The following is a 24,802-nucleotide window of genomic DNA, read 5'->3' as shown; positions in this document are numbered from 1 at the left end:
GTCGTGTCACTCCTCCGAAGCCACAACTTTCCAGCGGCCCCAGAGGCTTGGGGTCAGTTCTGCTTCGCTGGGTACGTCGGCGGTGATCGCTGTCGCCTTGTTCGACCAATAAACCCGCTGCGTCGTCTGCCCGCCGGCACCTCGCAACACGCCCAGGTCAGCTTGATACGTTTGCCCGGCGACGGGCTGCCAGTTCAATCGCTTCAACGGAATGCTGATCTCAAAATTCCCCTGCCCATCGGCGGCCAATGTTACGTCGCGGCTGACATCTTCCACAACGTCCAATTCGATCGTCCGCCAGGGACTACTGAACCCAACCGGCTGCTTCGTGCCGGGGACACGAGCCCGATACAACAACGCTCGTGTCTGCCCATCGACTTGAGTGATCAACAGCCGTTGATCCCCAGGAACCGGCGAGCGGCGATCGGCTGCCGCACCGGCATCGGTGGCAAGCATCAGATCTAAGCATCCCCCTGTTTTGAAGAGTGCGTTGGGCGTTTCGCCTGAATTGGCGAGCAGATTCTTCTCGGTCGTTCGCCATGCAGCAAACAGATGCGAATCGGTGACGGTCACCGCAGCGCTGACTTCATACGGCCGGGAGTCGCTGTTGAAGTTGGCTTTGATGCCACGTCGATCGATGAATGCCCAATCGGTCTCCGCCGGCCAATCGTCCAACTGCCCATCGACCTGCAGAGGCGTCCGCCGCAACGGCACCTCCACCGTCCCGCGACCGCGCTGCTGCTGCCGCTGTGATTCGACGTTTGCAAACCATTGCCGAGCCTCCTGCAAATCGTCGCTGCTCACCTGCAAATTCAGTTCGGGCAACCGCTGCAACGTTTCCAAACCGTCGACGCGGACGAGACTCGTGCGTCCACCATCGACCAAAAAGACCTTGCCATCGGTGGTCTGCGTGATGCTGGGCCAGAAATTTTCGTCGTGCAGCGAAACATCGGTCACATCCATGTTCCGCTGAGCAACCGGAGCGGCCCAGTTCGGCCGCGTGCGGATGTCGTGGAACAACGTGCTAACGAACAAACCGTCGGCGGTAAACAGGTACATGTTCCCCATGTTCCCGTTGACGCAGAACATCGGCCCCGCGTTCCCCTGAATCCAACCTCCCAACAACCGCGTGTGACCGATCACCATTCCAGGCCGATCGGGAACGGCGGCTTCATGGCTGGCGTGCAGCCCCGGCCAAGGACTCGGATAACTCCAACGCGGTTTCCCGTTCAAACCACCTCCCAAACCGTAAGGCGAAAACGGCTCGGGCGCATTGGTTTGAATCGTCCAGCCACCCGGTTCGGTCAACGATTGATTCCCGCCACTAGATTGCGGCCTCCCCGCCGCGGGACCAAGCGCCTCGGGCTGGTGCATGTCAAAACGGGGCAACCCCGCCGCATCGATCTTTGCAGCGATCCGGACGTTGCGATCGCCATACCGCGCCACAACGACCGAGAGATCGTTCATCACGCAGACGCCCGAACAGCTCTCGGCGACAAACTGCAACTCCTCCGGTTGCGGCCTACCATCGCCGTTGGCATCGGTCCATGCGAAAGCGACCGGCGTTGCATCGCGAGGCCGGTCCTCCGCCGGCTTCGACCCCGCGGGCCAGCGATCGTGAAACTCCGGCTCGCGCAGAACGCTCCAAGAACGAGCGTCGCCGACGGCCGCAACCAATCGGGTCAGCGGCTCTTCATCGAGCCACAGGAACGCGACGTTATCGCCATTGGTCGGCGTGTGGGTATAGCAACTGGTGAAGTAGCGTCGCCCGGAGGAAAGGGGAGGGTTGAGGGGCGTGTCGGGTGAGTACGGCCCGTAGTGTGCATCCAACAGCGGGCTGGGCAGATGGAACACACGAGTCAGCGAATCGGTCCCCGCTTCCCAATCGAGCTTAAACTCCATCCCTTTGTAATAGAACCGCGTGGGATCGCGTGGATCGAGCGCGCCGCCGCCACCATACTCCGTCGGCCCATAGAAGGCTCGCTGCAGGCTGCCGTCGGCACTCCACAACGAGACGCGTCGAGGATGGTTCGAGGACTCGGCAACCCACAGCCGACCTTGCGTATCGATCGCCAAGCCGTTCGGATCGTTCATATGCAACGGATCATAACGTCCCGCGGCGGGAGCCCCCGGTCGGCCGATCGTCCCCATCAACTTGCCTTCGGGCGAAAAGATCTTCACCTGATGGGATTGGCCTCGATCGGAGATAAACATCCGCCCGTCGGTCGCGAAGGCGACGTGCCGGGGGTCTTCCAATCCATCGCCGATGATCGTTTGCGGCTCGCTGGCAAGAGTCTCCAAGCGGACAAGCTTTTTGCCACTGAGTACCAGCAGACGACCGCGATCGTCGAATGCCAAACCGCGAGGATCGTCCAACGCGATCCGCGAGGTAATCTTGCCCTCTGCCGAGTCGACGATCAACAATTCGTTTTGCCGCACCAAAGAACAGACAAGCGAGCCGTTGTGAGCTGCCAGACCGCCCAACACAAACTGCTTCTCACCACCGTCAAAACCTTCCAACTCGGGGTAGGGCAGGGGGGCGTTGCTGCGATTCTTCGGATCCTTGCCCAACACCAGCTTAAAGACCTCCGCGTCCTGCAGCTTCCGCGTCTTCGCCGTCAGCCGCAACTCACCCTCCCAAATCGACCCGACATAACAAAGGTGATCGGCAACCGCACCATCCCCATTGTCGACCGCCAACGTCGGCGCGCCGGTCCAGTGTCCGCCGACCCAATGTTGCCCGCCCAGCTTGGTGCCATCTTCGCGCAACCACTGCAAACCATGACCACCTTCGGCCACGTACGCCCCCATAAACACCAACGGCTCTCCGTCGGCGGTTCGCAAACCGGGAACGACCGCCATGCTGCTGGGCGGCGTGTGCGTCGTCAGCCAACAACCTGTATTGTCCGCCGTTCGCCAAGCGGGTTTGCCGGCGTTGTAGATACTGAATTCATACCGCAGCTGCAGCGGTTTTCGCCACAGTCCACGCACGGTGTAGGTTCCCGGTTCGACAAACCGCGTTGGAATGTAGTAGACGCCGTGGCGAGCGGCTTCGGGATCGCGCGTCAGATCGTCGCTGCCATCCCACCAGGCAACGTTCTCGCCAGCAGGGTAGGGCGTCTCGCTGACCAAATTCCGCACCCGTTGCCCGTTCTGATCCTCGATCACCAAGGTCACCAAACCAGCTTCGGGCAGGTGGAAGCGAACCGGAATCGGTGGCGGCACTTCGCTGGCTTGCGGCAACACAAGACTCGCCAGGTGAGCGTCGTCGGCCAGCGGAGCAATCGCCATCAGCTCGCCCAACCAAACGCGTCGCCCATCCTTCACCTTGCTCTCCAAATGCGAATGATTCGCCTTGGCTCCCGCGACGATCCGCAGCCGAATCGCTCGCGTTGTGACCGTTTTATCGAACGGCACCCAGTTTGGCCCCAGCCCCATCGGATACAACGGATCCATCTCGCTGCGACCGCCCACTTTTTGCCAATCGGTTTCGGCTGCATCCAATGGTTGCGAGCCGGCCGATCCACCAAAAGCGTCGACCTCTAGCGCGGCGAAGCCCGTCCACAACAAGCACAGACCATCGAGCGTCACCGGTTTGGACCATGTAAGCGTGACGGTTTCTGGATTCGATAGGGAGATCGGCTGCGCAGCTCCCTGCTCTCCGTTGTCCCATGTCTTCCACATTCGATTGTTCGATCGATCGACAAGCCGCGCACCGACATCTTCGCGCGCGACCGACTGCACGACCGCCTGAGGTGCGACGTTGCCAAACCGCTGGCGGTCGATCCAAACACCACCGATCCATCCCGCCATTTCGGGATCGCCCGCCGCCGGCGTGTGACTGAAACGAACCGCCTGGGTCTGCGTACCAGCTGGCAGCAACCAGATTGCATAACCCTCGCGATCGACAGGTTCTTGCGACGGGCGGCCGTCGATCAACCGCTCCGCAATCATCCACTGCGAATCGTCGGCCAAATTACCGGGATAGGGCACGCCCGGTTTGAGCACGCTGAGCGTTCCGCCGCCGCGAACCAATACGCTGCCAATGGCGGTCGGTTCGGTCATTCCAATCCTCAGATGCCGCGGTCCCGCAGCCCGCCCCTGGCCGAACTTCACCCCTTTCCAATCGGGCCGATGCTTTTCGCTCCAGACGAGACTACCGGGCCCCTGCTTCGCGTCCGATTCCGAGATCGCCGACTCCTCCCCATCGACCCACTGTGCAAACGCGCCGCGGTCCAACAGGTCGCCGCCGATGGGTGCCCCGATCGCGAGGGGACTGGCCTGCGAAAGCAATACAAAACTTGTAAGACCAAAGAACAGGAACCGTGCAGATTGGAACATGAACAGCTTCGGATCGAGGACCAGAATTGCGGCGTCGGTGGGGAATCACGCCCCCCAAGAACACCCTCCAACGGGTGAACCGACCGCCCAATCAGGATATTCGCAGCCACCGCCCAATCGCAACAAATCGAGCTGCGAAGTTGGAAAGATCGGGCAAAATAATTTGATGGCTAGCGGACCGCTACGGCGCGGCAGCGGCGGCGTCGCGAAGCCGTGCGGCCGCTGCCAATGCGCGACCGCGATTGGGGTTCAGATCCAAACACTTTTGGTAAGCCTCCAACGCTGGCTGCGCATTGCCCAGCGCGCGTTCGATCTCCGCCAGGTAGAACCAAGCTTGATCGAGCGACGGATCGGCATCGATCGCCCGCTGGGCCGCCTGTTTCGCCGGTTCCCATTGGTTATTCCAGAACGCCTGCTTCGCTTCCAACAACCCGGCCTGGCCGAGGTGAAAATCGCGCCGGGCGTCGTCGTTCTTTTCCTGGTAGGCGTCGGCCAATATCTGGTGCAGCGGAATATTGGGAGACATCTTGCTGGCCCGCAGCCACAACCCAATCGCACGATCGATGTCACCATTCATTTGATACGCCGCCCCTTCCATTTGCAGCATGTCGGGACTGCTGACACCGATTGCTTTTAAGCGATCGACGGCTTGCAGGATCTCCTCGGCGCGACGCCGCTGAAACGCAACCTCCGCCATGCTGATCAGGATCGCACTCTTTTGGTGAAGCGTCGTCGGTTCGGCCAAATCCCACATTGTCTGCAAATGCTTCGCCAGCAGATCCATATCGCCTGTGGCGAGCAGTTCGTTGTATTCCTGCAGCTTCCGAGCAATCCCCAACCGCTGGTTCAGAGGGGTCACGAAGTTGGTGCTCATATCGATAGGAATCATGTACCGCGACCGCTGCAGTACGTCGGCCGCTTGGGCTGCCAACGCCTGCTGGCCTGTCGCTTCGAGCGCCTGCAATCGCAGCGCATTGAATTTCAACGACAGCGGCGTTTTTCCAAGCTGCATCTCCAACACCGGCAAAGCGCGATCGACCTTACCGTCGCGAACCAGCAGTTTGGCGTATTGGTAACTGGCGGGAGCAAAACCGGCTTGGCTGGCAAAGCGATCGATCGCCGCCCCCGCATCCTCGGCGCGCAGTTCGTTTTTGCCGACTTGATACAAACAGTGCTCGACCGAACCGATCAATTGCTTCGACTTGCGTTCAATTTCCGATGCCTTTAAATACGCTTCGCTGCTCTCGGCGATCCGCCCCGTTCGGTCCAAGCAGAAGGCTAGCGCGAATTGAGCCATGTAGTTGCCCGGATCGATATCGACCGCCGCCCGAAACGCATGCTCCGCCTCGCCGTAAAAGCCTTGGCCCAGCAAGCCTTCGCCGAGAGCCTGCCATTCCTCGCTCCCCCCCGCAGCCGCCTGATCGGCGAGTTCTTGGAACTCCGTCGCCAGCAGCGGATCGTCCAGCGTCACGGTCGGCAACACGACATGATGACGCCACAAACGCCGTTTCACGTAGAGTCCGCAGAGGACGATCTCGAGCAACAAGACAACGACCAAAAGCTTCTTCAAACGTTTCATTGCTTTGCCTCCCCGCGATTTAACCACGCACTCACACGCCCCACCCGCTGAAACGGTTTCCGCAGATTTAATGCCCCCGCCACGATATCGTCGCTGCCATCGCCATCGAGATCTCCGGCGGCGACGGTGACCAGATGGATCGGATCGCTGGCAATCTGCCAGGTCGTGAAGTTCTGTTGGCCATCGTTTTCCAACCAAACAAGACTCGCCGTATCGGTTCGATTCCAATTGTTTGTCATGCTGGCCAACACGACGTCGAGATCGCCATCGGAATCAAAATCGCCGACGTCCGCCGCGTAGGTCCCTCCCAGATCCGCGATGCGACGGATCTGGAACGTCCAGTCGCCTTGGTTCTCAAACCAATAACAACCGTGATACGGCTGCGGATAGGCATCGAGATCCTCCAGGTTGTCCCCCGCAGGCAAGATCAGATCGGGATCGCCATCTCCATCGAGATCGGCTTGCACCAACCCCGCGCTGCCGAGATCGTGATTGATCGTCATCCACAATCGGCGTTTCTTGAATTCACCATTGCCAAGATTCTCAAAGCCCCACAACTCTTCTTCGTCCTGCGTGACGATCGCCGCGATGTCCGGATCGCCATCGCCATCGTAATCGGCGATCGGAACGTGGATCGTCCCCGGAGCGGTGTGCAACAGGTGATCGCGGAACTTCAATTGACCGCGATTTTCGAGCCACAGGATCGAACCGCGAGAGTACCCAAAGACAGCCACCGCGAGATCAATATCGCCATCACCGTCGAAGTCGGCCGGCTGGACATCGGCGACGCGCCGTACATCGTCCAAGATCACATGCCGCCGATACCCCTCGGGCGTCGACTCAAACAACTCGACTCGCCCGATCACACTGTCGTCCGGCAGGATGTTTCCAAGCACCGAGACGACCAAATCGAGATCGCCATCGGAATCGATATCGACAGCGGTCGCGTGGGCGGGGGCGGCGACGTCGCGGACCAAAACCTCTTCTTGCCACTTTCCATCACGCATGCGGAACAGCAGCACCTGATTCTTCAGCGAATCGCAAGCGAGCACCTCGACGTTTCCATCCCCATCAAAATCCAAAATTTGGACGTTTGTAATCTGCGGCAAGCCCTCCGACGCAGCGTCCAAAGAGATCATTTCGAATGGAACCTTCGACGCAGAATAAGCGGTTCCCCCCTGATAGACGACCGGCAAGGGACGAATAAGCCACCCGTCAAGAAACGACGAAAAAGCCACAAGTGGAATCGCAAATATTAATAATAGAAAAACCACAATCTGCGGCTTGGGGGAATTCGTCAACATTAAGATTTCCGATGCTCTAGTTTTTAAAACGCTGCACGATTTGTTATGCGAAATCATTGCGCACAACGCTCTCATCACCGTCCTGCAATTCCACGCAACTATACAAAATGGCTCTACAAAAGTTGATACATGAAGTGATAATCTATAGAGTAGATCAAAACACTCTCCCCACCTTTGTATGAAAGTATTCTACAACGTGACCACCCCTTGGCGATTCGTCGACTCGAAGAACTCAAACGCAACCCATGCTTCTTTCTTGGTGGCGATCCTATTGCTGATCGCTTCGGTCGGTTGTGGCCGCAGCAGCGGTTTAGTGATGCCAGAGACCGGCGAGGTCGAAGGGATCGTCACGATGGATGGCCAGCCGTTGCCAAATGTTTCCGTCATTTTCCAACCTCAAGACGATCCCCAGGCTCGTGCTTCGATGGGAGTTACCGACGCTCAGGGGCACTACACGCTCAGCTACCACACTGACAAACAAGGGGCGTTGATCGGATCGCACAAGGTCAGTGTCACCACCCCCACCGATGCTCCCGATCCTTCGGGGCAGGCCGAGGATCCGATCCCGGCAAAATACAATTCGAAAAGCGAACTGGTCGTCGAAGTCCAAGCCGGCTCCAACGACATTCCGCTCGAACTCACTTCGAAATAACCCCCACCGCAAGCGATTGCAGGAATACCGTGGCCAGTCGATTCGATTCGACGGCTGTCGGTCCGCAGTCATCTCGGGGTTTTCTGGACGATCGCATTCTCGCCTTCGTCCATTGGTCCATCTACGTCCTCCACTTCAGGAACCTACATCATGACACAGACTCCACAGCGACGAAGCCGTCGCGGCTTCACTTTGGTTGAACTTCTGGTGGTAATCGCCATCATCGGGATCCTCGTCGGCTTGCTCTTGCCAGCCGTCCAGGCAGCGCGTGAAGCGGCTCGCCGGATGCAATGCAGCAACAACATGAAACAGCTTGGCCTTGCCCTGCACAACTACCACGACACCTACCGGGTTTTCCCACCAGGATGCATCGACAGCAACCGCAAGACGAACTCCCCAACCGACGCCCTCAGCAATAACAATGGGCTGGGGTGGGGCACTCTCCTGCTTCCATTCATCGAACAATCCCCGCTCTACGACCAAATCGGCCTCGAAACGGGCAGCTTTGGGCGATCGTGGCAGGATAAAAACAACGACGGCACGGCAAACGACCCCATCGATTCGGCCAAGGTTGTGATCGACGCGTTCGTCTGCCCATCGGATCCGATGTCAGGCCTCAACTCCGACAAGAGCGGTTATGGAAAATCGAACTACATGGCAATCGCAGGCCGTTATGCGGTTCAAACCGACGCAAACGGATCCCCGCTGGGCCAACGCAACGGGATGTTCTTTGAGAACTCCAACCGTAAGTTCCGGGACGTCATCGACGGTACCTCCAACACATTGTTCATCTCCGAGAGAACGACCCAAAACGACAACGCCAACTCGACGCAGTGCGGCGGAGCACCATGCAACTGGGGAGGTGGCCTGTGGATCGGCCCGCGTATCGTCACCAGTTCCGCAACGTGGCACACCGGAGTTTATTTGTTCGATGTCACCAACGTTGGCGGCTACGATACCGGGTACAGCTTGACCCACGGCTTCGGACGCAGCAGTGCGACTTGGGCCGCCGACTGGAACGCCAAGGGATGTCACCCCGGCGGAATGCAAGCGACTCTCGGCGACGGTTCGGTCCGATTCATCACCGAAACTGTCGACTTCGACGTCTACCGCAATCTCCACACGCCGCAGGACGGAAACGTAATCGGCCCGTTCTAGACGGAAGCAAACCTTTGACGCGCGGCATCGATGACAAAACATGTCGATGCGCTGCGTCGAGTCATCTACCAGATCCAGGCACCCAATCGGCTGCCTGGATTTTTTTGTGGCAACACCAAACGTCGCTTCCGTCCCCTTAAGCGGATCTCCAAGCGGACATTTCACGGGCACGAAGGCGATCAAATCCGAGGCGTTGGAGGACTGAATGCCTCCGTCAAAACTGCCACTCCACCGTCCAAAGCGACCCTAAAAAATGAATCCATGCGAAGCGATGAAATCGCTACACGACCTTTGCAAACAACAATCGAGAGACAAAACCAACCCACACAGAAACAAAAAAACATCCATAAGTGGCAATCGCGATGGCGATAACTAAAAAACTTCAAATTAATTGTTTTGGAGGCAATCTCAACATTAGGCAATCCAGCCACACACGATTTCCCTAATCCGGCACCGCTCGCTAAGTGGCAAAATACACCACTAACAATGCCATAGCGTCCTGTGGCGACGCATAATTAACAAGAAAGGCTCTACAAAAGTTGACAGATGAAGTGATAATCTATAGAGCACATCGAAATTCTCTTCTCATCTCTGCACGAAGGTCTTTTACAACGTGACTGGATCCTGGCGAAACACCGACTCAACAACTACCCACAATAGCTACACACGCATCTCTATATGTGCAGCACTCGCTTTTGCGGTGACTTCGATAGGCTGCGGCGACAGCAGCGGTCTGGTGATGCCCGAGACGGGGCAGGTCGAAGGCATCGTCACGATGGACGGCGCTCCATTGGCGAACGTTTCGATCATTTTCCAGCCGCAAGACGATCCCAACGCTCGGGCTTCGATGGGGGTCAGCGACGAACAGGGACACTATTCGCTCAGCTACCACACCGACAAGCAGGGGGCATTGATTGGATCTCACAAGGTCAGCGTAACGACGCCGACCGACGCCCCCGACCCATCGGGGCAAGCCAAAGAACCGATTCCCGCGAAATACAATTCCAAGACCGAATTGGTTGTTGAAGTCACCGCTGGCTCCAATGACATCCTGCTCGAACTGACTTCGAAATAGTCATTCCAGCTCTCCTGCCAACGGGCAATGACGCCCCACGCAGCCTGCAACACTACACGTTTTTCTTATTCCTTTTCGTGGAGATATTCAATCGTGAAAAAACGCAATCCTCAACGAAGCCGTGGCGGCTTCACGCTTGTCGAATTGTTGGTGGTGATCGCCATCATCGGGATCTTGGTCGGCTTACTGCTACCCGCGGTGCAGGCAGCCCGTGAAGCAGCTCGCCGGATGCAATGCGGTAACAATCTGAAACAGATTGGCTTGGCGATGCACAACTATCACGACACTTACCGGGTCTTCCCCTCGGGATGTTTGGACAGCAACCCCGCCACAAGCACGCCTGTCGATGCTGCGAACAACAACAACGGACTCGGCTGGGCGACCTGCCTGCTACCATTCATCGAACAATCCCCACTGTACGATCAGATCGGCTCGGAAACCGGCAGCTTTGGCCGGTCGTGGCAAGATAAAAACGGCGATGGCACGACCAACGACCCCATCGATTCGTCAAAGGTAGTCGTCGATGCCTACGTTTGCCCTTCCGACCCAATGTCTGGGATTAATTCGGACAAATCGAATTACGGCAAATCGAACTACCTGGCAATTGCAGGGCACTCGGCGGTGCAACGAACGGGCAGCGGGGCGGACAAACCGACCCAAAACGGAATGTTCTACGAAAATTCAAAACGTAGCTTTCGCGACGTGACCGACGGAACGAGCAACACGATGTTTGTTTCGGAACGAACGACCAAGAACGACCGCGTCGGCTCGCTGCAATGCGGCGGCACCGACTGCAACTGGGCGGGTGGAATCTGGATCGGTCCGCGGCTAAACGGCAGCTCGGTTGGCTGGGATACTGGCGTCCAATTGCTGGACATCACCAACGTGGGCGGAGGTTCGTTAACCTATGGCCTCGGACGCACCACCGCCTCTTGGGCTGACGACTGGTCCGCCAAGGGCTGCCATCCAGGCGGGATGCAAGCGACTCTGGGAGACGGTTCGGTTCGGTTCATCACTGAAACGATCGATCTGACGATCTACCGCTACCTGCACACGCCTCAAGACGGCAATGTGATCGGCCCCTACTAAGCTCACGGTCCGAATGCGAATTTGAAGCCAGCAGGGCGTTGCGAACGACACATCGAGTGTTGGGCGCGACGCCCTTTTTCGTTTCTCAACGTCTGCATTGCGAAACAGCACCGGATCGCGGCCAACGTGGAAGTTGAGCCCCTCGCAACGCCCCCTCCTGTCGGCCGCGTGCATCCACACCAACTTTGACTAGAATATCTCCATGCTCCTTTCCGCAACGCCTTCCTGAGTCCCGCGCGATGTCAAAATCTAATCTGTCCGTGACACGGATCCCTCGATGCCTTGCCGTCTGGTGTGCGATCGCCTGGCCCGGTGCCTTGTGCGCCGAAGAGGTCGAGATCGATCGGTTTGAACGAACGACGGTCTACAGTGAACTGACACAGCCGATGGAATTGGAAATCGCTCCGGACGGGAGCATCTTCCTGATCGAAATCGCAGGTCTGGTCAAGCAGATCGATCCGCTAACGAGCAAGGCAACCGTCGTCGGAAAGCTGGAGGTCACCACCGCTCAGGAGAATGGTTTGATCGGCATGGCGTTGGATCCCAACTTCGCCGAAAACGGCTGGATCTACCTGCAGTACTCTCCACCCGATTTCTCGGGGCAACATGTCAGCCGGTTCGATTTCCGCGATGGCCAGATCGATTTGGCGAGCGAGAAGTTGATGTTCAAGTATGAAGAACAGCGACGCGAGTGCTGCCACCACGCTGGATCGCTGGAGTTTGGCCCCGACGGAAACCTGTTCATCGGCACCGGTGACAACACGAATCCCTTCAAGGATTCGCAAGGCTTCGCGCCGATCGACCAGCGCGAAGACCGGGGACCGTGGGACGCACAACGGACTGCGGGAAACACGAAGAACTACAACGGCAAAGTGCTGCGGATCCGCCCCGAGCCCGATGGCAGTTATTCGATCCCCGACGGCAACCTGTTCCCCAAGGACGGTTCGATCGGACATCCCGAGATCTACGTGATGGGTTGCCGCAATCCGTGGCGGATCAGCGTCGATCAAAAAACGGGATACCTGTATTGGGGCGACGTCGGCCCCGATGCCGGCAGCGACAACGATCGCGGCCCCCGGGGCTACGACGAAGTCAATCAAGCCAAGGCGGCCGGCAACTTCGGCTGGCCTTACTTCATCGGCAATAACTTTGCGTATCCGATGATCGATTTTGCCAGCGGCGAAATCCACCCCGCGCAAGACCCTGGCAAACCGATCAACGAATCGGTCAACAACACCGGCAACCGAGAGCTTCCACCAGCGCAGCCGGCGATGATCTATTACCCCGCCGCGCCGTCGCCGGAGTTCCCCGAAGTCGCTTCGGGTGGTCGAACCGCCTGCGCCGGGCCGGTCTATCACTACGATGCCCAATCGAAATCGACCACCAAGTTTCCCGCAGCCTATGACGGAACGTTGTTTGCGTTCGAATGGTCGCGGCACTGGATCATGGCCGTTCACATGGACAAAGACTCCAACGTCGAGCGGTTGGAACCGTTCCTGCCCGAGATGAAATTCGCCCGCCCGATCGACTTGCAGTTCGACGCGGCGGGAGCGCTGTACGTGATCGAATACGGCGAGACCTGGGGCGTCAATCCCGACGCGCGACTGGTCCGAATCGATTACGTCCGCGGCAACCGTTCTCCCGTGGCGGTGGCCAGCGCCGAGAGCACCGTCGGCCGCGAACCGTTGATCGTCAAACTGTCAGCCGCCGATTCATACGACAAAGATGGCGACAGCCTAACCTATCAATGGACATCGGTTCGCTCGGGCGTCACGCCTCCGGTACGGAAGCCGATCGCGACCGCGGCGACCGCCGAAGCCAGCTTCGAAGAGCCGGGAGTCTACACGATCGAATTGACAGTGACCGATCCATCGGGCGCAAGCAGCAGCATGTCGCTGCCCGTGATCGTGGGGAACGCGCGACCGGAAGTGAAGTTCCTGGAACCGCAGAACGGCGACTTCTTCAGCCCCGGCAAACCGATTCGTTACCGATTGCAGGTACGCGACATCGAGGATGGGACCAGCGATTTTGATGAAGCCGAAGAGGAGGGATGGCACTTGATCGAAGGTCTTGCCCCCACGCGGCTGTTTGTTGAAGCGAGCGCCGTCGCCGATGAATCGGCCGCGGCAAACGTTCCTCCGGGTCTCGCATTGATCCGCAAAAGCGATTGCCTGAATTGCCACGCAGCGAACCGTCGACTGGTCGGCCCCAGCTTTGTCGAGATCGCAAACAAATATCGCGACCAGCCGCACGAGATCGAAAAATCGGTAGCTCGCGTGCGCCAGGGATCGACCGGCGTGTGGGGCAAGATCGGGATGCTGCCGCACGGGCAACACACCGAAGCCGAAGTGCTACAGATGGTCCAATACGTCTACGCGGCGACCGCCGACGCCTCCGCCCCAACCGCTCAAGGATTCAACAACGAATTGGTTGCCATCGAGACGCCCGGCAAGATGCGACTCGAAGCGACCTACACCGACTTGGGCCGCGATGAGATTCCTAAATTGATCGGGACCGCGGAAGTCGTTTTGCGCAGCCGCAACTTGCAAGCCGAATCGGCCGACGAGATCTCCGGGGCGCGCGAGCTCGGGTCGGGCAAAGCGCAAGGGAAGAAGTTCATCGGCGCGATCAACCACGATGCTTTTCTAAAGTTCAACGATATTCCGTTCGATGAGCTCACGTCGATCGCCGTCCGCGTGACGAGCGCCGGGGCAGGGGGGACGATCGAAGTCCGCCGCGGCAAGGTCGACGGCCCGCTGTTGGGCAGCGTGATGGTCGAGGTCAACGGCAGCTGGGACGCGTATGAAGAGAAACAGATCGAGATCGATCCGAGCAGCGGCCGCGATTCACTGTTCATCGTCTTTAAAAACGAAGAGCAGCGGGGCGGCCTGATGAACATCGATTCCCTGCGACTCGAGTAGTCGCGCGACTCGAGGTGAGGTTCCTTGCCGATTCGGCGCGCACAGGTCCTGGAAGAGTGGTCTCTTCTAAAGCTCAAGCGACCACTCTTCCCGTTCAAACCTTTTGCGGAGCGCCCCGATGAACACGACACCGCCCCACGGCGAAACGAGCCCGAGTCGGACATTGATCCCATGGCCGCTGAAGCTGGCCTACACGGCGTTTACAGCGGTTCTGACCGTCTATTACTGGCGAGAGTACGGGCCGACCAACTTCCTGTACTTCTGCGACGTCGCGTTGTTCCTGGCAGCGATTGCGGTCTGGACTGAAAAACCGATCTATGCCTCGATGGCCGCCGTCGGAATCACGATCCCACAACTGATGTGGCAGATCGATTTTCTAGCCGCTTTTGCCGGAGTCCGGATCATCGGGATGACCGACTACATGTTCGACGATTCGATCTCGTTGATAGCCCGCGGACTCTCGTTCTTCCACTTTTGGCTGCCGATCCTACTGTTGTATCTCGTCTGGCGACTGGGATACGACCGCCGTGCACTGATCGGATGGACGATCATCGCCTGGACGGTGATGCTGATCGCCTACTTTGCCTTACCCGGGCCGGGCGATCCGTTGGCGTTCCCCAACCAACCGCACAACGTGAACTACGTCTATGGTCCCGATCCCGACACGGCGCAGACCTGGATGCCCGGATGGGCGTGGCTCAGTTGCCTGATGCTGGGTCTGCCAGCCCTGGTCTACCTGCCAACGCACGCGGCGTTGGCGTACTGGGACAAACAAACCCGGAGCACTCGCGTTGCCGCCGCACCGAAGCCCCGGGTGCAGGCAACCATGTAAGACTTTTAAGTCTTCTTCCCTCGCCACGCCGGCTTTCGCTTTCGGGCATTCGGATGATGTTTGACGGTCAAAGAATCGTCCGCCTTAAGGTCCAATTGCTTAGTGTAAGGACGGTTGGTCCGCCGGACGACGGTGGCGCGCAGATTGTCTTTTTCCCGCAGATGCTCCTGGTTAATCTCGAATTCGACGACCATCCCGATCTCGGGCAACATATCGCGATCGCTCTCCCAAACCGACATGTGGAAAAACACATCGCCACGAAAATCCTCGCCGCTGATAAACCCAAAGTTCTTCACAGGGTCGATGTTGCGGATTTCGCCAACTCGCTTGCGTTGGATGTATTCGTCGTCGTATCGGATGTTCAAAGTAGAGGTCTCACGTATCAAGCAATCGATGCGGACTAGCGCCGCGGGTTCCGATCCCGCATTCTAATTCAAAGCGGGATGCCGCGGAATGTGCTTTGCGCCGACCAAATGCGCTAAATGCAGCGTTGCCGATTTCCTAGCCAGGTCGGACCACATCCGTTCATCGGGTTCAAAGACCGCTTCGGGGGTCGCCGGAAGCACCCGCCACAATTCACTGGACAATTGCGACTGAAGATCTTTGATCGACCATTGCACATGCCCCACGATCAATCGGCAGGACAAGCTAGCATCTGCCAACAGTCGCTGCATGTGCTTTTGGCTGGAAGCCATATAGAGGCCGGCTCCCGTTTCCATTTCGGCCAGGTCGGCGCAGTCGTGCAGCGCAAAGACCGGCCCCACGTGTGGCCCCCCGAAATGGAGGCTCTGCTTAATCAACAGCGCCGGCGAATTCTCCTGTGGAACTCGTACTTCACCAAACAGAGGTCGGTTCAGAACGACTCCGATCACATTCTCTTGATCTTGGTGCAGCAGCAAGCAAACGCTTCGTTGAAACAGAGTTCCGTCCAACGCGGGGGCTGCAACTAACAAATTTCCAACGACTGAATTTTCCATTTTTGCAGTAAAATACAGATAACTGGGCCTTGAAGCTGGGCAAGCCTGTCAAACGGGCAGGTGCTTGAAATGCCAGGGCTCAGTTGTTGCAAAAATTGGGCCAATTGCGAGAAGAGAGGCAGAGAAGGGGACAGCGCAAAAAAAGAGGGTCATGGAAAGGCCCTCCCTGCCCGTCCATGACCCATCAATCGCTGGAACGATGGCACCGTCGTTCCACCCTCCCAATCCATGGTACTTTTGTTATCGGCAAGCTCCCCCAGCGGGCATTGAATAATTTGATCGAAAGCTGGAAATTCGTCGGTTAGCGGGGGATCGCTGGAGCTTTCCGCTGGGCCTGCTGAACAGATGTATTGTTTGGCGTCGAACAGCATTCGTCTGGCTGGGGACAGGCTTCCACACATTCCGGCTCGGCTGGGCAACAAACGGCCCGGGGCTGATGCAAGGTCGGTCCCGTGTAGCATTCTGGAGGTGCTGGCATCACCCGACTGCGACGCAATTGCAAGCTTTCCCGCATCTTCTCCGCAGGGTAGGTCGCCCACAGTCCTCGGTGGTGGCTTTCCGCTCGATAGACGCTTTCGATACTGCAGTCGACAAGCGGATCGCGGCCAATCGGTGGCGGAGGAACGCAGGGATCACGGCCGAAGAATGCCGCCATACAACATGCCTGGTCGCATCCGTCTTGGCATTCCACACACGCCGCCGGGCATGCTGGACCGCTGCATCCGCACGCAACGGCTTCTTCGTCCGACAAAATCTGGTTGAAGTCGACAGACATCGCCCCCTCGGCCGCAGGCGGATCCAGCACCGAGACTTCATTCGATTGAGGGATCGGCGGTGGTGGCACCGGATGCTGCATCAGTTGCGGCGCTGCCTGTTGGATCGGTTGCGGATAGCTTGTCGCCGGCTGAATCACGCGAATCGCTGATCCTGCCGCGGGTTGAGGGGCCGCAGCCGGGGATTGCGCCATCCGGTACGACTGTCGAGGATACCCTTGCCCCCAAGCGGGCAAATGCATCGCTGAAAGTACCAGACCGATTGTCAGAAGCTTCGCATGCATGTTCCGCATCCTTACACCATCCCAAACGCTAACCTTAAACACCCGTGAACACCTAGCCATAATGGGATATCGGCCGATCGCAGCGTGCAGACAAATGGGAACGCCCGGGAACGCGTGAGTAATGGGCATGGACATCGGGTCAGACACATTGCAGCGATTAAACGCATTGCCCCTTGCGAATCGATCGCAACGGCAAACGAACCGCAAATGAACCCGGCCAGCCTATTGTTCCAAACGTTTCACCGATTCGAGTAGATGCTCGCGGAGGATCTGTCGCCGCTGGGGTGAATCGAGCTTATCGCCGTTGAGTTCGGTGACATAAAAGACATCCACGACTTGATCGAGATGGGTCGAGATCTTGGCAAAATTCAGGACGACGCCGAGATTTGCCAACGCCTTGGCGATCGTGAACAGCAACCCGGGCCGATCGTAGGCGAACAGCGAAATGATCGTTGAACGCTCGGAGGTTTCGTTATCAAAAGTGACCCGCGTCGGCAACTGCTGCACTCCGGTGACCTGTTTCACGGCTGCCCGATTCCAACGTCGCCGGAACGTGGGGACCGGGATCTCATCGGCAGCTAAATTCTCCACGATGGCTTTGCAGACCGCATTCCGCCGCGCCTGGGACGTTTCCACTGCGTCGGGGTCGTTAACCAGGAACCGATCCCACGCCAGATTATCCCCCACGGTTTCGATGTCGGCGCGCAAGATCTCCAACCCCATTCCCGAGAGCGCCCCGGTGATCCGCGAAAAGGTGCCGATCGGGCGATCGTCCTGGCGAATGATCACCGTGTATTCCAACGCATGGCTGTCGGGAATCGAGCGGGGAATCACGACCGCAACGCGCTCGGTGTTGTTCAACTTGTCGGCCAACATCAGCTCTTCCAAAAGCTCATCGGCATCGTGATGTCGCAACATCGATGGCGACATGCCTTTGACACACTCGAAAATCGCCGGCGATGCGTTTGCTTTCTCCAACGCGGTCAACAATCGATTTTTGGTTTCCAGCACAGAGATGTCGGGATCGTCGGGCAATTCGCCGGTGCGGAAGTAGCGTTTCGTGTTTTCGTAAAGCTCCCGCAGCAGGCTCAACTTCCAGTCGGTTAAAACATCGGGGCCGACCGCCGTTAAGTCGGCGATCGTGTGCAGCACCAACATATCCAGACGCTGGGGCGACCCGACTTCCGACGCAAACATCGTTAGCATGTCGGGGTCGTTTAAGTTGTGTCGAAATGCGGTATGCGCCATCAGCAAGTGCTTGTGCACCATCCATCCCAACAATTCGCGGTCGTCTTCGGACATGTGCAACAGATCGGCCGTCTCCTCGGCGATTCGCTTGCCAACGTCGCTGTGATCCTCCTCAAACCCTTTCCCCAGATCGTGGATCAACAGACTCAGATGCAACCGCGTTTTATCTTTGATACTTCGATAAATCTGCCCCGGCCAATCGTCGTTGTCGATCAAGTGCGTCGCCGCTTCGACAGCCCGGATCGAATGCGCATCGACGGTATATTTGTGGTATTGATTGAATTGCAACAACCGCCGGGCATGCTTCATGCCTGGAATGATCTGCTCCAACACACGCAGTTCGTTCAACCGGCGCAACAGGTCCGCCAAACGCCCCGGCTGACTGATCAACGATAAAAAGTGTTGCGTCGTTTCTAGCGTTGGCGATTCGGGCTGCCGCACACGCATCGCGGTACGAATCGCTTGCCACGATTGATGCCGGATCCGCAGACAGCGTTGGTTGGCGATATCCATCAGATGCAACACGTCGGCGACACTGTTGGCAACGCGCTCCAGCGAACGTGGCTTGATCCAGATGTGATAGGGCCCGACCTTGAAGTCTTCGTCGACGGTCTTAGAAAACGTGCGATCGATCGCCGCACCAAATACCGAGCGGTTGCGGCAGGTATCGCGGAAATGCGACACGGCGTACCGGACTTCGCCGGTGTGTTCGAAATAGTCCCGCATGAACTCTTCGACAGGCAGCATCCCGGTTTCGCCGCGATACCCCCAACGATCCGCGATCTCAATTTGCAGATGCCGATCCAATAGATCCTGACTCTGTTTGCCCGACATGAAATGCAGTTCGTTGCGCAGCCGTAACAGAAACGAATTGCCCCGTTTCACATGGCGATAGTCGTCTTCGTTGAAGACTCCCAAATCGACAAGCTTTTCGATATCGGTTTCGCCCGCGTTGACAAACCCCAACCAGCGAATCATTTGAACGTCGCGCAACGTGCCTCGCGAACGTTTCACATTGGGCCGCAAAAGATAGGACGATTCCCCCCACTTTTCCCGCTCCTCCAACCGCGCCGCGATGATTCCGTTGGTCAACCGGGTCTTGCGACGCATCGCCCGCTGCCGCAGGGAATGGAAGAAGCGTTCAAAATGGTCTTGGTTGCCGTCCAATAAACGCGCTTCACAAAGCGACGTAAAGACAGGGATTTCTTTCCAAGCCCAAGCGTAGGCCTCGGCGGCGGTGCGCGCCGAAAATCCCAGCACATAGCCGACGTCGACGATATCGCGCGACAGCTGACTGATCAGCGGATTGATGTGCTTTTCCACCCTCGGGGTATGCAGCAACATCAGGTCGATATCGGAAAATGGGGACAACACCCCGCGGCCGTAACTGCCGTGAGCGATCAAGACCAGTTGATCGCTCAGATGCTCCAACTGGGCATCGCGAAGGCACTGCTGATAAAGCTCGACGACGATCTCATCGGCTAGCTGCGACAGCGCGGCGGAGACTTGCGGCCCCGGCGATCCACCATCGTGTTGAATTCGAAGCTTCTCTCGTTCGACGAGCAGGAATTGCTTCGAGCGTTGAACCACCTCACGTACAGGTGTCGTGCCAACCATATCAACCTAGCGGCAAGGAAAGGCTTGCCTCCGAAAAGGAGCAGGTAGTGTGCGACCCGCCATCACACGATAAAGATCGTCTTCCGCGATCCCAACTTTTACAGCGCGTCTTCGCCCCGTTCGCCGGTGCGAATGCGAATCGAATCTTCCAGATTGGTGACAAAAATCTTGCCATCGCCAATCTGGCCGGTCTGTGCCGTTTCCAAAATGGTATCGACGACGGTCTGCAAATTTTCATCGCTGCAGACGACTTCGATCTTTACTTTGGGGACAAAGTCGACGGCATATTCGGTGCCACGGTAAATCTCCGTATGCCCTTTCTGCCGCCCGAAACCGCGGACTTCACTGGCAGTCATGCCGTGAATCCCCTGCTCCGTCAATGCGTTTTTCACATCTTCCAGCTTGAAGTGGCGGACAATAGCTTCAATTTTCTTCACAGTAAAGTTCCTTTCGGAGACAGCAAGCCAACGATTCTCTGGGCGTCAAACTTCCGTTCGGGTCCGCCGCACTCGACAAATTGTAACATCGCGTGGCCAACCTTGGCGATACCGCGACGCCCCCCGTAAATCAGGGTATTTTTCATGCACTAACAATGCAATCGCATTCCCAGCAGCGGGTCGACCTTTGCTACCGCTACGCAATCGTTTCGCCAACCCAAATCGTATCGGCGATCCCGCCACGATGATTGATCGCTCGCGCAAGCACAAACAGGTAATCGCTCAAGCGATTCAGATAGATGACCACCGCCTGATACCCTTCGTCCGGATAGGCGTTCACCAACCTCACGGCAAGCCGTTCGGCGCGTCGGCCCACGGTTCGGGCCTGATGCACGCTGGCGGCCGCCACGCTTCCGCCAGGCAAGATGAAGTGCTCCAACGGCGGCAACGCTTCCTCGTGCCCATCGATCCACTGCTCCAACCGGGCGACGTCGTCCGATCCGACCAACCGAATCTTCAGTCGCTCGGGTTGCGTTGTCGCCAGCCGCGCGCCCACGGTAAACAGATCGGCTTGCACCCGTTCCAATTGTGCCGCGATGTCAGAATCCAAGGGATGTGCCCGGGCCACCCCCAAGATCGAATTCAATTCGTCGACCGTTCCAAAGGTGTCGATCCGGAGGTCGTCTTTGCCGACGCGGGGTCCGGCGAACAATCCGGTCGTTCCCGAATCGCCCGTGCGCGTATAGATCTTCATTTTGTCTTATTCTTTGTATAGCATCCGTTTGTCGACTGGCTTTGGGGAACCACCGCCAACGGGCCGCGCTGTTGAGTAGATCACGGCGGGAAATCGTGTCTCCCCACCAAACCCTTCACTCTATCACGCAAGGCAAGGCCCACGAAGCCTCCTGAATCCCATGATCCAAGCCGCTGGTTACCTCGTCTTTCGCGACCATCCGCGACGTCAGTTCCTGCTGATGCGACATGCCGACCGCTGGGACTTGCCCAAAGGGCACGTCGACGACGGCGAATCGATCCTGCAGACCGCCCGCCGCGAACTGTGGGAAGAAACCGGCATCGGCGCGAATGACTTCGTTCACGACAAGGACTTCTTATTTCAGATCCAGTACCGCGTCAAAGGCCGAAAATCGGGCAAGCCTCGCGACAAACGGGTCTCGATCTTCCTGGCTCAATTGACATCCGATGTCGAAATCGTGCCGACCGAACATCCTGGCTTCGAATGGTTCGATTGGGCGCCCCCGCACCAAATCCAACCGCAAACGATCGACCCGCTGCTGGCTTATGCGGAAGCCTTTTTCGATCAACACAACGCCACACAGCGATAAGCACAACCGAGACGGGCGATCAGTCTTTGATCGCGACGTCGATCTGCCCCATCACCTGTAAGACCGGCAGCAGACAACGGTATTCATTGCCCGAAGCCAAATCGGAAGAGACGACCATGATCCGATCGGCAAAGCGGGGCGGCTCGGCCAACGTCGCATCCAACACCTGCCAGCGATCCCCCGTCCAGATCAACGTCCACATGTGATAGGCCATCAACGGTTGCGTTTCCCCATCGGCGGGCGGCAGCATCAACAACCCCGCCGCCACGCGCGACGGAATACCAGCCGCCCGGCAGAGCGCTGCCAACAGAATCGCATGCTCGGTACAATCGCCTTCCGCTTCGGTGGCGACTTGCGCTGCCGACAGGAAACCGCGAGAGAAGTTCTTTTTACGAACGTGCCGGTGGACTCCCAACCGCAGCGTTTCCGCCTTTTGTTCGAGACTTGTCGATTCCGTTACCAACAAGCTTTTGAGCATTTGCAAAATCGTCGGATGATCGCTTTGGATCAATGCATTCGCGATTTCATCCTGTTCGCCAACCGGCTTGCTGTCAGCCGACAACGCGCCACTCCCATCGCAGACCGCTAAAACAGTGCGGCCGTCGATCGCAGTCACCGACTGGCTTGGCGAGCTTTCGAACAATGGAACGGGGTCTTCGGTTTGATGCTGAATGCGATAGGCAATCGGTGATCGTTTACGAATCGAAGACCAATCGTCGTCGGTCCGCACACGGATCGCGGTCGCAGTCAATAGATCATGCTTGGGCGTCCCCACCCGAGTCGCCGTTTCGCGATTGGTGCGAAAGGTGGAAAAATCGAGTGCGGGAGTATAGGTCTTCAGCACTTCGCCCAACTCGTTTGCCCACAGCAACTGGCTCAACATCACCTGATCGCCCACTTTCACCGTCGATTCGATCTCCAACAATTGCTTCGTATCGCCCTCCAGCATCGCGACATTGATCCGGTCGATCGCTTTTAAGTGAATCGTCCCCAACACATTCTGGATCGGCATTAAAGCACGCAGCAAACGCGTTTCTCCCGGCTGCATCGGTTTGCCGCGCAACGATTGCTGGAGTGCGAAAGGACCACGACTTTTCGCATCCCAGGGGATCGAATGCGTTTCCTTTTGGTCGCCACGACGCACCGTGATGTTCAATTGGTTGTAGCCCACCGCGCCTCGGCTGAGCACGATGTCTCCCCCCCGACTCAGCTCGCTCTCGAATTCCTGAAACGCCCCGCTGACGCTTTCGAGACTCGTTTGCTTCAGCCACTGTTGGACCACCTGCTTGCCGCGGCGAATCTTTAATTGTTCCTCCATGCTGAATCGCACATACGCCTCCCCCCCGCCAACCGGTTCGACTTTGGAAACACTGAATCCAATCGGTTCGCGGCCAACCAAATAGGCGTCCCACCACTCGAGTTCGCGGTCGACAATCTCCGCGGGGGCTTCGACCTGTTGTTGCTGGGCCTCTTTCGGCGCGATCGGCTGCGGAGTCGCTTCGACTTTGCCCTCTTCGGCAAAGTCGCGTGTTTCGCCTTCGGCATCGGCACCAAGCATCGGTCGCTGAGGCACTCGATCGCATCCGACAGCCGCGATCACACCCACAACGAACAACAGACACCACGACCAACTAGGCAACGTCCGCAATTGGGAAAAAAAAGGTTTCGATGCGTCGGGCATAGGTCGTGTCAGCCAAAGGGGGGTCGAGTGTCGGAACCAGGTCTCCAAATCCGCCACGAGGTAACGGTTGTGCCGAATCTGCGGCGTCGGCCGGTGGATTGGCGCGATGTTACCAACATTAATCAATCTACACGATTTAAGGATCGGGCGAATTTTGGGGTTTCGCAAAAAAATACGACAGAAGAAGCATTTGAGATCAACAACCGCTGTCGGATAGGTGACCTAACGTTGGGTATCAACCAAACTGATCCACCCATGCCGTACGCGGACGTTGTCGTTCGGGTACGTAAACGATGAGAGATACTATGGGCTTTCTGAAGCGCATCCTTCGCACTGGCGGTCCCGACACAACCACGAAAGAGGCATCGCCTGCCAGCTTCCAACAACTTTCCGAGGAAGAACTGCGCACTCACCTGGGCATTGCTACCTACGGAGCGTTCGAATTGACCGACGCGATTCGGCCTTCGTACGACTTGCAAGTGGTTCCCCGGCAGGGCTTCCGCCGCGATCAATACGTCGACGACGCATCCTCCACCAAGGTGCCCGTGCTGATGGCGTCGGCATCTCGCAACAACCTGATGCATCTGTTCATGGACCTCATCGAAACGCTGGGTCCAGTTGTCGATGTCGTCTTAGAAACCAGCCATCAGGCCGGCAATGGACACAACGACCTGTATCGCGAACACATCGACATGCCCGTTCTTAAAAGCACCCTTTGGGACTTCGAGGAACTGTTGCTGAACGATGGTTGCACCGGGATCGCGATCGTTAACCCGCGACGCAAACAGGAAGTCCAGTTCGACGAACACAAGCTGTTGATCTGCTACGGCGATCCGTTGAAAGACTTCGAACAGTCGTTGATCGCGCACGACGTCTACCCCGACAACGACATCCGTTTTGTCACCGAAGCGGAACACGTTCACAGCAGCAACGAAAAGTTCCAGCAGCAGTTCGAAGTCCTCAAGACGCGACTGGGCATGGACGACACGTGGTAGCTGCCGCGTTGTCGATCACAAGTTCGCTTGCGGTCGCTTCCACAACGAAAATCGGGATCGCGTCCCGACCAGCCAACCGCCGAGCGAGCGTTTCCCGCTGCGTAGGCACCGACCTCCACGCAACGCGAACCACGCGTTCGGTAGAAGTCTCGATTGGCATTCGCCTCGCGGATGCCGACGGTTATCGCACCAAGTCTTCTCCGCTAGAATCAGGGCATGAACTGCGATCTTCAGTCCAGCATTCCCGAGTGGATTATCGAGCACCCTGAGACGACACGCGTCTTCAGCGATCTTGGCCTGGACACCAGCTGCGCCGGCAAATCTTTGCAATACGTCTGCCAACACCAAGGCCTTCATCCCGCCACGGTCTTGCAATCCCTCGCCGACGCGATTGGGAAGGAACGGGACGTGGATGCGGCGAACCCGTTCGACGGACGGAATTGACGAATCTCCATGTCGGCAATACGCTTAGCTGCACCACGGGCCACCATCAGAA

The 24,802-nt window shown here is 57.7% G+C and carries 19 protein-coding genes; 9 read left to right on the top strand and 10 right to left on the bottom strand.

What is annotated here, in order from left to right:
- Positions 1-6 precede the first annotated feature (6 nt).
- From Poly24_RS02365 to Poly24_RS02355, 3 genes are all read right to left on the bottom strand, one after another.
- Positions 7-4,341 (bottom strand): hypothetical protein, encoded by a 4,335-nt coding sequence (locus tag Poly24_RS02365; protein ID WP_145089920.1) that lies wholly within the window; start codon positions 4,339-4,341, stop codon positions 7-9.
- Between the two features lie 181 nt (positions 4,342-4,522).
- Positions 4,523-5,920 carry a tetratricopeptide repeat protein gene (locus Poly24_RS02360; protein ID WP_145089917.1) on the bottom strand — a complete coding sequence of 466 codons (1,398 nt, stop codon included), beginning with the start codon at positions 5,918-5,920 and terminating at the stop codon, positions 4,523-4,525.
- Complete coding sequence (locus Poly24_RS02355; protein WP_197452260.1) at positions 5,917-7,059, bottom strand: FG-GAP repeat domain-containing protein; 1,143 nt, start codon at positions 7,057-7,059, stop codon at positions 5,917-5,919. Before Poly24_RS02355 ends, Poly24_RS02360 begins: the two co-directional genes overlap by 4 nt.
- 343 nt (positions 7,060-7,402) lie before the next feature.
- Here Poly24_RS02355 and Poly24_RS02350 point away from each other — a divergent pair, with 343 nt between their 5' ends.
- The 6 genes from Poly24_RS02350 to Poly24_RS02325 all read left to right on the top strand — a co-directional run bounded on the left by Poly24_RS02350 (position 7,403) and on the right by Poly24_RS02325 (position 14,951).
- A complete protein-coding gene (locus tag Poly24_RS02350) occupies positions 7,403-7,876 on the top strand; it encodes a carboxypeptidase-like regulatory domain-containing protein (protein WP_145089911.1) in 474 nt (157 codons plus the stop codon).
- 150 nt (positions 7,877-8,026) lie between these two features.
- Positions 8,027-9,034, top strand: coding sequence for a DUF1559 domain-containing protein (locus Poly24_RS02345; protein ID WP_145089908.1), 1,008 nt, complete (start codon positions 8,027-8,029; stop codon positions 9,032-9,034).
- A gap of 700 nt (positions 9,035-9,734) precedes the next feature.
- On the top strand, positions 9,735-10,109 hold the full coding sequence (locus Poly24_RS02340) for a transthyretin-like family protein (RefSeq protein ID WP_145089905.1): 375 nt from the start codon (positions 9,735-9,737) through the stop codon (positions 10,107-10,109).
- Positions 10,110-10,202: 93 nt separating this feature from the next.
- The gene (locus Poly24_RS02335; RefSeq protein ID WP_231753430.1) at positions 10,203-11,198 is read left to right on the top strand and encodes a DUF1559 domain-containing protein; all 996 of its coding nucleotides are present in this window, start codon (positions 10,203-10,205) and stop codon (positions 11,196-11,198) included.
- 239 nt (positions 11,199-11,437) lie between these two features.
- A complete protein-coding gene (locus tag Poly24_RS02330; RefSeq protein WP_145089899.1) occupies positions 11,438-14,119 on the top strand; it encodes a PQQ-dependent sugar dehydrogenase in 2,682 nt (893 codons plus the stop codon).
- 118 nt (positions 14,120-14,237) lie between these two features.
- The gene (locus Poly24_RS02325) at positions 14,238-14,951 is read left to right on the top strand and encodes a hypothetical protein (protein ID WP_231753429.1); all 714 of its coding nucleotides are present in this window, start codon (positions 14,238-14,240) and stop codon (positions 14,949-14,951) included.
- Positions 14,952-14,956: 5 nt separating this feature from the next.
- Here the strand turns inward: Poly24_RS02325 and Poly24_RS02320 are convergent, their stop codons facing one another.
- The 6 genes from Poly24_RS02320 to Poly24_RS02295 form a co-directional block, all read right to left on the bottom strand.
- Positions 14,957-15,316 (bottom strand): cold shock domain-containing protein, encoded by a 360-nt coding sequence (locus Poly24_RS02320; RefSeq protein WP_231753428.1) that lies wholly within the window; start codon positions 15,314-15,316, stop codon positions 14,957-14,959.
- Positions 15,317-15,379: 63 nt separating this feature from the next.
- Positions 15,380-15,928: a YqgE/AlgH family protein gene (locus Poly24_RS02315; RefSeq protein WP_145089896.1), complete on the bottom strand. Its 549-nt coding sequence runs from the start codon at positions 15,926-15,928 to the stop codon at positions 15,380-15,382.
- Positions 15,929-16,229: 301 nt separating this feature from the next.
- Positions 16,230-16,985, bottom strand: coding sequence for a hypothetical protein (locus Poly24_RS02310; protein WP_145089893.1), 756 nt, complete (start codon positions 16,983-16,985; stop codon positions 16,230-16,232).
- A gap of 222 nt (positions 16,986-17,207) precedes the next feature.
- A complete protein-coding gene (gene glnD, locus Poly24_RS02305; protein WP_231753427.1) occupies positions 17,208-19,823 on the bottom strand; it encodes a [protein-PII] uridylyltransferase in 2,616 nt (871 codons plus the stop codon).
- A gap of 125 nt (positions 19,824-19,948) precedes the next feature.
- Positions 19,949-20,287 (bottom strand): P-II family nitrogen regulator, encoded by a 339-nt coding sequence (locus tag Poly24_RS02300; RefSeq protein ID WP_145089887.1) that lies wholly within the window; start codon positions 20,285-20,287, stop codon positions 19,949-19,951.
- Positions 20,288-20,483: 196 nt separating this feature from the next.
- Complete coding sequence (locus tag Poly24_RS02295; RefSeq protein WP_145089884.1) at positions 20,484-21,041, bottom strand: cob(I)yrinic acid a,c-diamide adenosyltransferase; 558 nt, start codon at positions 21,039-21,041, stop codon at positions 20,484-20,486.
- Positions 21,042-21,201: 160 nt separating this feature from the next.
- On the opposite strand from Poly24_RS02295, the gene Poly24_RS02290 reads away from it, so the two are divergent.
- Complete coding sequence (locus tag Poly24_RS02290) at positions 21,202-21,630, top strand: bis(5'-nucleosyl)-tetraphosphatase (RefSeq protein WP_145089881.1); 429 nt, start codon at positions 21,202-21,204, stop codon at positions 21,628-21,630.
- Positions 21,631-21,649: 19 nt separating this feature from the next.
- Here Poly24_RS02290 and Poly24_RS02285 read toward each other — a convergent pair whose 3' ends face one another.
- On the bottom strand, positions 21,650-23,311 hold the full coding sequence (locus Poly24_RS02285) for a transglutaminase-like domain-containing protein (protein WP_145089878.1): 1,662 nt from the start codon (positions 23,309-23,311) through the stop codon (positions 21,650-21,652).
- 305 nt (positions 23,312-23,616) lie between these two features.
- On the opposite strand from Poly24_RS02285, the gene Poly24_RS02280 reads away from it, so the two are divergent.
- Positions 23,617-24,306, top strand: coding sequence for a hypothetical protein (locus Poly24_RS02280; protein ID WP_145089875.1), 690 nt, complete (start codon positions 23,617-23,619; stop codon positions 24,304-24,306).
- 216 nt (positions 24,307-24,522) lie between these two features.
- The gene (locus Poly24_RS02275; RefSeq protein ID WP_145089873.1) at positions 24,523-24,750 is read left to right on the top strand and encodes a DUF542 domain-containing protein; all 228 of its coding nucleotides are present in this window, start codon (positions 24,523-24,525) and stop codon (positions 24,748-24,750) included.
- Positions 24,751-24,802 lie beyond the last annotated feature (52 nt).

Origin of the sequence: Rosistilla carotiformis, from assembly GCF_007753095.1 — a bacterium.
In the GTDB taxonomy this organism is placed as follows: Bacteria; Planctomycetota; Planctomycetia; order Pirellulales; family Pirellulaceae; genus Rosistilla; species Rosistilla carotiformis.
The sequence above is the reverse complement of the archived record's forward strand: the minus strand, read 5'-3'. Positions and strand labels throughout refer to the sequence as shown.